We start from the raw sequence: 7,328 nt of genomic DNA, 5'->3' as shown, positions 1-7,328 counted from the left end.
GCCCGCCCCCCGACCCGCAGCACCGGGACGCCGGCGGCCTCCAGCTTCTCCCCGGCCGCATCCAGGGAGAGGTTGAAGCGCGAGCACACGCCGATCTCGTGCGGCGCGAGCCCCTCGCCGAGCAGCTCCCGGACCCGTTCCACCAGGGCCTCGGTCTCCTCCTGCCGGGTCGTGTAACCCCGCACCCGGGGGCGGCGCCCGTGGAGCAGCGAGCGGTACCCGGCCAGCGAGTCGGACCCCTCGCCCTCCAGCGCCTCGACGGTGACGGGGGCCAGCAGCCGCGCCGACCAGGCGAGGATCTCCTCGGTGGAGCGGTAGTTGACCCGCAGCCGGAAGCTGCGCCCGGCCGTGGCGATGCCCAGGGAGCCGAGCGACACCCGGGAGTCGTAGATCCGCTGGTGCGGGTCGCCGGTGACGAACAGGTCGTCGGGCCCGGGGGCGACGGCGGCGCGCAGCACGCGCCACTGCGCGGGGTGCAGGTCCTGCGCCTCGTCCACGACGACGTGGGCGTACGGGGCGGGCCCGCCGGCGAGGAGGTCCGCCGCGCGGGCGCACACGCGCAGGTGCGTGGTCTCGCCCCGGTCGCGCAGCAGCCGCTCGAACAGCTCCACGCCGCTCCACACCAGCCGGCGGCGCGCGGGGCCCAGCCCGGTGCCGCGCCCGCGGCGGCTCGCGCCGAGGTAGGCGTCGAGGTCGCGGAGGTCCTGGCCGAGCACGACGTGCCGGTACTCCTGGGCCATGAACCGGGCGGTGAACGGCAGATCGAGCCGCCGCACGGCCTTCTCCCACAGTTGCCGCTCCTCCCGGTCCCCGACCGGCCTGGGCGCGGCCGGCGACCCGGCGCGCACGACGCCGCCCGCGTAGGCGTCCACCGTCGTCACGTCCACCCGCGCCAGCAGCTCCTCGTCCCCGTCGAGAAGCAGGCCGAGCATCTCGCGCAGTCCGGCGGCGAGCGCGTTGGTGTAGGTGGTGAGCAGCACGCGGCCGTCCCTTGAGCGGCCCAGCAGGTGCCTGACGCGGTGCAGGGCGGCCACCGTCTTGCCCGTCCCCGGGCCGCCGGTGAGCTGGACGGGCCCGCCGTAGGAGGTGCGGTACGCCACGCGCCGCTGGGAGGGGTGGAGGAAGACCCGCCAGGCCGCGAACGGCTTCTCCAGGACCTCCTCCAGCTCCCGCGGCCCGGTGACCAGGCGGATGCGCGCGGAGGTGTTGGCGATCACCGTGGCCAGGTCCTCGACCGGCTCGGCGGGCGCGTCGGCGGGGCGGCGCACGGCGACGACGTCCCGGTAGACCTCCTCCGGGCCGAAGCCCTCGGCGAGGTACTGCAGTACCTCCAGCTGGTCCTCCGGCAGGAGTGTGGAGAACGCCTCCAGCTGCGCCTTGTCCGTCAGGGAGCGCGCGGCGCGCAGCACCTGGTCGTCGATGCCCAGTTCGCGCAGCGTGCCGTCGGAGACGTTTGCGAACAGCAGCCGGGGAGCGGTGCGCGCGGCCGTCTCGTACAGGGGGGTCAGCTCGTCCAGGGCGACGGCGTCGCGCACCTCCAGGGCCCGGGTCGCGGAGTTGGCGCTGTACAGGCGCTTGGCCGCCCAGGTGTAGGCGTCGTCGTGCGGCAGGACCTTGACCAGCAGGAACACATCGCTGCCGTCGTCGGGGGCGAGGACGACGCCCCGCCAGAAGTCGGTGATACGGATGGTGCGCATCCGCCGGTCGCGGGCGTTCTCGACGGACTCCAGGTGCAGCCCCTTGTCCGCGTTGAGCTCGGCCGCGCTCATGGCCTGGAACTTCGCCATGGCCTTGCGCACTCCGGCCCGTACGGGCTTCTCCAGGGCGTCGTATCCGTCCCAGAAGCTCTGGGCGAAGGCGAGTCGGGGCATGGGTGGTTTCCTTTCCGCCGGGCGGGTGTCCGGTCGTCAGGGGCGCGGGGCGGAGCCGGCCAGCCGTCCGGCGATCTCCCGCAGGGCCGACAGCAGCTCCTCCGGTTCGCGGGAGAGGTCCAGGCCGTGCCGGTACAGCCGCACCCCCCGCCCGTCCGGCCCGGCCGCCGTCCCGCGCACCTCGTGGAAGCGCACCGGCAGCGCCCCGCCCGCGTACACCAGGTGCGCCTCGCGCAGACCGAGGACGGTGGCGTACGCCAGCGCCTGGTACAGGTCGGAGCCGGGCGGCCCGCCGGCCTCCCCGACGGCCTTGTACTTGGCGTCGGCGACGGCGAGCGGGGTGCGGCCGTCGCCGCCGCGCACGACGAGGTCGGGGCGCATCCGCACCAGACCGGCGGTGTCGAGGTGGTGGGGGTCCTGCAGGCGCGCGGTCATGCCGTGCTCCTTGAGGGCCTCGCGCAGGGCGACGGTCACGAAGTCCTCGAACAGCCGGTTCATGTCGAGCAGGAAGCCGTCCACGGCGAGCGGTTCGGCCCCGGCGGGCCGGTGCTCGGGCGAGAAGCCGCGCAGCACGGCCTCGGCCAGCCGCAGCGCGGGCCGGTAGCGGGAGTTCAGGCGCGAGGGCCGCCAGCGCGGCGGCTCCTGCCCCCGTACCAGCGGCGCGGCGCCCGCCAGGCGCAGACGCTGGTGGGCCAGGCGCCGCCGCACGGGCCCGGGCACCCCCGTCAGCCGCAGCAGCCGCTCGGCGGCGGCGCGCAGGAGCCGGTTCTCGGCGATGTCCTCGGTGTACGCGTCGTAGGCGATCTCCACGGGCGGGGTGCGGCCGAAGTGCCGCCGGATCTGCTCGGCCTCGCGTATCCGCCCGCGTACCACCAGCGAACTCTCCTCCACCTCCCGGTAGCCCTGGAGGACCCCGCGCCGCAGCGCCGCGTCCACCTGCCGCTCCACGGCGTGCGCGAGCGCGGGGACGAGGTCGTCGTAAGCGCCGGTGTCGACGGTGCCCTCCCGGCCGTCGCGCCAGGCGCGCTCCGGGTCGAGGCTGAAGCCGAGCAGGAAGAACAACCGGCGCACCGGCGTCTTGGGCGCGATCCGCAGAACTGGGCCGCCGGGCACCCGCACGGCGCCGACCCGGCTGCCCGCCCGCAGCAGCCAGTGCCCGTCCCGGCCGGGGTCGGGGGCAGCGCTGTGCAGGACACCGGAGGAGATGAGCGCCCGCCCCGCCACGGCGTCCAGCGGTACGGAGACGGCGGGCCCGTACTCGCGCAGCACCACCTCGCGCACGGGCACCGCCTCACGCACCGCCTCGGGTGCGGTCACGGGCCCGGTCACGGGTGCTGTCCGCGCAGCGCGCCGAGGCCGTAGCGGGCGGCGACGTCGAGCCCCTCGCCGTAGTGGTGCTCCTCCAGCAGCGGCAGGATCTTGGTGCGCCAGGTCCGCTCCAGCCCGCCGTCGCGGTACACCCCCGGCTTCATCAGGTACGAGGGCCCGATGGCGAAGTCGGGGTCGTCGATGAGGGAGTTGAGGGCGTCCAGCAGACGGGCGGGCTCCGCATCCCGGCCCTCGCGCTCCAGCCAGCGCGCGAGCAGCCCGGCGGTCGGCTCGGTGCGCGGGGACAGCTCCACGAACGCGAAGCGGCGCCGCATCGCCGCGTCCACCAGCGCGATGGAGCGGTCGGCGGTGTTCATCGTGCCGATGACGAAGAGGTTGGGCGGCAGCGCGAAGTCGTCGCCGGAGTAGGTCAGACGTACGGAGCGGTCCCGGTACTCCAGGAGGAAGTACAGCTCGCCGAAGACCTTCGCCAGGTTGGCGCGGTTGATCTCGTCGATGATCAGGAAGTGCGGGACGTGCCGGTTTCCCTCGCGGGAGGCGAGGTCGGCCAGCTCCCGCAGCGGGCCCGCCGTCAGCCGGAAGGCCACCTCCCGCGTCTCCGGGTCCGCCGCGGGCCGGAAGCCCTCGAAGAAGTCCTCGTAGGCGTAGGAGGGGTGGAACTGCACGATCTTGACCTGTTCCGGCCCACCGCCGAAGTGCTCGGCCAGCCTCATCGCCAGATACGTCTTGCCCGTGCCCGGGGGGCCGTAGAACACCAACTGCTTCTCGTCCAACAGCAGTTCGCGCACCTCCTCCAGCCAGGCCCGGTCGTGGACGAGGAGCTGGACGGCCAGCTCCCCGGTGATCCGTGGCAGCGTCAGCTCCCGCTGCGCCGGCCGCTCGCCGGTGCCCCCTGCCGCCGACGGCTCCGCGCCCTCCGCCTGCCCGGCGGGCCCGTCCGGTGCGTCCAGCCTGTCCAGCGCTTCCAGGACGCCGGTCAGATCGACCACGTCGTGCTGCACCGACAGCTTCTGCTGCACTTCCCCCGGCAGCTCCTCGTACGGGTGGCCGCCGGGCCGCCAGGCGACGGCGCGGCGCAGGTTGGACAGCCCGCCCGGCGAGGCGGTCTGCACGGCCTCCCCGGTGATCCGCCCGGTGTGGAGCCGGTCGTCGTCGAAGGTGGCGACGGTGTCGCCGACGCGCATCTGCGTCAGGAAGGCGTGCAACTCGTCGACCAGGCCCTGCTTCTGATGGTACGAGGCCGCCCCCTCGTACCCCTCCTCGACGAAGCGGCGCAGCGCGCTCTTGGTCGGGTCGCTCTCCTCCAGCGGCGGCAGGTGCGAGCCCGCGAGCGAGACGATCCCCTCCGCCAGCCACAGCCGCCGCACCAGGTTGTGCCCCGAGACGTTGGAGCCGCGCACCAGCCACGCCTTGCGCGGGGCGCGCCAGGCGGTGGACAGGTAGTCGGCCAGCGGATGGCCCTCGTCGGTGCGCCAGGACTCCGGGCCGGAGGCGTCGTAACCGTAGACCAGGGCTGCGGCGGCCGAGGAGGAGTTGCACTCGATGTCCCCGGTCACCACCCAGCGCGGCGGCCCCTGCGGCCGGCCGGGGTCGGCGGGCGCGTCGACGAGCCCGCCGCCCGCGCGCAGTTCGGCGCGCAGGCGGCGCGCGTGGTCGCCGAGCCCGGGGGACGCCTCGGCGGCCACAGCCGACCCCTTGAGCAGGAGGAACTTGTTCGTGCCGTTGCCGCCGAACTCGGTGAGCAGGCAGCCGCGCGCCTCGCCGCCGTCCCTGGGGAGCCTGATACGGAACTCGGGCGCGCCGGGGAGGCGTTCGGGCTGCGGCATGGGAGGACCCTCCTGGTAGAGCAGCACCTGCGTGAACGCCCCACACTCTACCTGTTGACACAGTCAAGCAAGCCTTGGGTGCGGATGAGTGCTTGTGGCCAATATGTTGACCGCGTGAACAGCCCAACCCTGAAGTGTGGGCGCTCCCGCCCGGCCCTTCCGGACGGAACCGGCCCTTGGCCGCCGGGCGGGGGGCGGTGTGGGGGCTATGCCGCGCTCCCCGAGCCGGAGAGGTCTCCACCGCGGGGCGGAGAGACCTAGCGCGAGGCGGCAGGTTCGGGCTTTCGGCGCAGCAGCGCCGGAAGAGCGGATGCCGCACTCAGGACGGCAAGGAACGGGCCCGCCCCCAGACGGGGAGCGACGGCGGGTACGGGTCCGTCGAAGAACGCGGAGGCGTTCTCGTGGCCGAGCATGAAGTACACCGCGAATCCGAACGCTGTGAGCGCGGCACCGATTCCGATCATCCGGGCCGTGCTTGTCCCGAAGAACACGCATGTACACAGCAGGGCGGCACTGCAGATGTAAACCGGCGCAGCGGGGGCGCTGTGCACGTAGAACTCGATGTCCCCGTAGTGCACCCACGCCACGGCGAGCGACCCGAGTGCGGCGAGCGCGCCGATCAGCGCGGAAGCTTTGCGCATGGTGTTGGCTCCTGCCGGCGGGCTGTACGCTGCTTCTTCCCCGCCTCCCACATCCTGGCGCCGGCGGCCCTCATGTCGGCACGGGAGTACTTGCTCCGCCGCACCTCGCCACTTACGTCGTCCGCCTCGTCGAGGACCCTGGCTGTTGCCGCCTTCCCCCGGTCCGACATGCGACGGTCCTCCGCCGGATCGGTCGCGTAGAGAGTGACCTTGTTTCCGGCCGGTTCGACACGTATACCGGAGAACTCGTCGCTGTACTCCGAGGTCTCGCCCAGGCATCCGATGGCGTCGGCGACCTGACCGGCGGCGGAGTCGCCGTTGCCCCGGGCGTTCTGTTTCGACGAGCCAGCCTCGGCGCGTTGGGTGATGCCGCTGGGCGATGGGGGCGCGGTACCGGGACCGGGGTCTCCCGGCACCGCGTGGGCGGGGGCCGAAGCGACCGGAGCGCCGGCTGCCGCGGCGATCGCCAAGGTCCTGAATCCTCCACTCACCAAGAGTTCCTCACCTTCTTGGCCGGAACAGGACGCAGGCGGGCCTCGACGCGCGAACTCGATTGCGCGGACCGGTAACTCTCCTGCGGCAGCAGGCAACTTAGGTAACGCGATCGGGAAGGTCAAGGGCGCGTAAAGCACTGGCTGGGGGCAGGGTCGGCTCCCTGTGTCCGGCGCTCTCCGCGACACACGGAACGCCCCGCCCGCAGGCGGGGCGTCCGGGCGGACCCACCGGTGTTCAGCGCAGGGTGAGCGGTGTCTCGGAGGCGATGTGGGACAGCTTCCGCGGATTGCGGACGTAGTAGAGGCCGGTGATACGGGCGTCCTCGACCCGGACCGCCACGACGCCGTCGACCTCCCCGTCCAGGCGGACCAGGAGCGCCGCGCCGCCGTTGACCGTGACCGGCTCGGCGGTGAGGGCGCCTTCGAGCCTGCCGATGCCGCCGGCGAACATACGGGCCACCCGCTCCGCGCCGGTGACCGGCCGCAGCGCGGCGTGCCTGACGCCGCCGCCGTCGCTCATCAGGACGACGTCGGGGGCGAGCACCTCCAGCAGGACCTGCGGGTTCCCGGTCTCGATCGCGCGCCGGAACGACTCCAGGACCGCCCGCCCCTCCTGCGAGGAGGCCGACCGGCGGGGACGGCGGGCCTCGACGTGCCGACGGGCGCGGTGGGCGATCTGGCGGACGGCCGAGGGGCTCCTGCCGACGGCGGCCGCGATCTCGCCGTAGCCGACGTCGAAGACCTCGCGCAGCACGAACACGGCCCGCTCGGCCGGCGACAGCGTCTCCAGGACGAGCATCAGCGCCATCGACACGCTCTCGGCCAGCTCGGCGTCCTCGGCCACGTCCGGCGCGGTGAGCAGCGGCTCGGGCAGCCAGGAGCCGACGTACGCCTCCCGGCGGCGCTTGACGCTGCGCAGCCGGTTGAGCGCCTGGCGGGTGGTGATCCGCACCAGATAGGCGCGCTGGTCGCGCACCTGCCCCGGATCGGCCGCGGCCCAGCGCAGCCAGGTCTCCTGGAGGACGTCCTCGGCGTCGGCCGCCGAGCCGAGCATCTCGTAGGCGACGGTGAAGAGCAGGGCGCGGTGGGCGAGGAATGCCTCGGTCGCCGGATCGGTGGCCCCGTCGTCCATCCCTCGTCCCCTCTCCCCGCCGTTCCCGTTCTTCC

Annotated in this window: 6 protein-coding genes; all 6 read right to left on the bottom strand. The window is 73.7% G+C overall.

Annotated features, from left to right (window positions below; genetic code table 11):
* The coding region (locus L7D48_RS23385; protein ID WP_237882160.1) for a UvrD-helicase domain-containing protein at positions 1-1,871 on the bottom strand (1,871 nt) is incomplete at its 3' end.
* Between the two features lie 36 nt (positions 1,872-1,907).
* Positions 1,908-3,200: an McrC family protein gene (locus tag L7D48_RS23380; RefSeq protein ID WP_237882158.1), complete on the bottom strand. Its 1,293-nt coding sequence runs from the start codon at positions 3,198-3,200 to the stop codon at positions 1,908-1,910.
* Positions 3,197-5,026: an AAA family ATPase gene (locus L7D48_RS23375; RefSeq protein WP_237882156.1), complete on the bottom strand. Its 1,830-nt coding sequence runs from the start codon at positions 5,024-5,026 to the stop codon at positions 3,197-3,199. Before L7D48_RS23375 ends, L7D48_RS23380 begins: the two co-directional genes overlap by 4 nt.
* A 257-nt stretch (positions 5,027-5,283) precedes the next feature.
* Positions 5,284-5,667: a hypothetical protein gene (locus L7D48_RS23370; protein WP_237882154.1), complete on the bottom strand. Its 384-nt coding sequence runs from the start codon at positions 5,665-5,667 to the stop codon at positions 5,284-5,286.
* Complete coding sequence (locus L7D48_RS23365) at positions 5,646-6,137, bottom strand: hypothetical protein (protein ID WP_237882152.1); 492 nt, start codon at positions 6,135-6,137, stop codon at positions 5,646-5,648. Before L7D48_RS23365 ends, L7D48_RS23370 begins: the two co-directional genes overlap by 22 nt.
* Positions 6,138-6,396: 259 nt before the next feature.
* Positions 6,397-7,293, bottom strand: a complete 897-nt coding sequence (locus L7D48_RS23360; RefSeq protein ID WP_237882162.1) for an RNA polymerase sigma-70 factor — start codon at positions 7,291-7,293, stop codon at positions 6,397-6,399.
* Between the last annotated feature and the right edge of the window lie 35 nt (positions 7,294-7,328).

The sequence above is a fragment of the Streptomyces sp. ICN903 genome (assembly GCF_022015835.1).
GTDB lineage: Bacteria > Actinomycetota > Actinomycetes > Streptomycetales > Streptomycetaceae > Streptomyces > Streptomyces fenghuangensis.
Note: the sequence above shows the minus strand (reverse complement) of the source record. Positions and strands in the feature narration are given on the sequence as shown.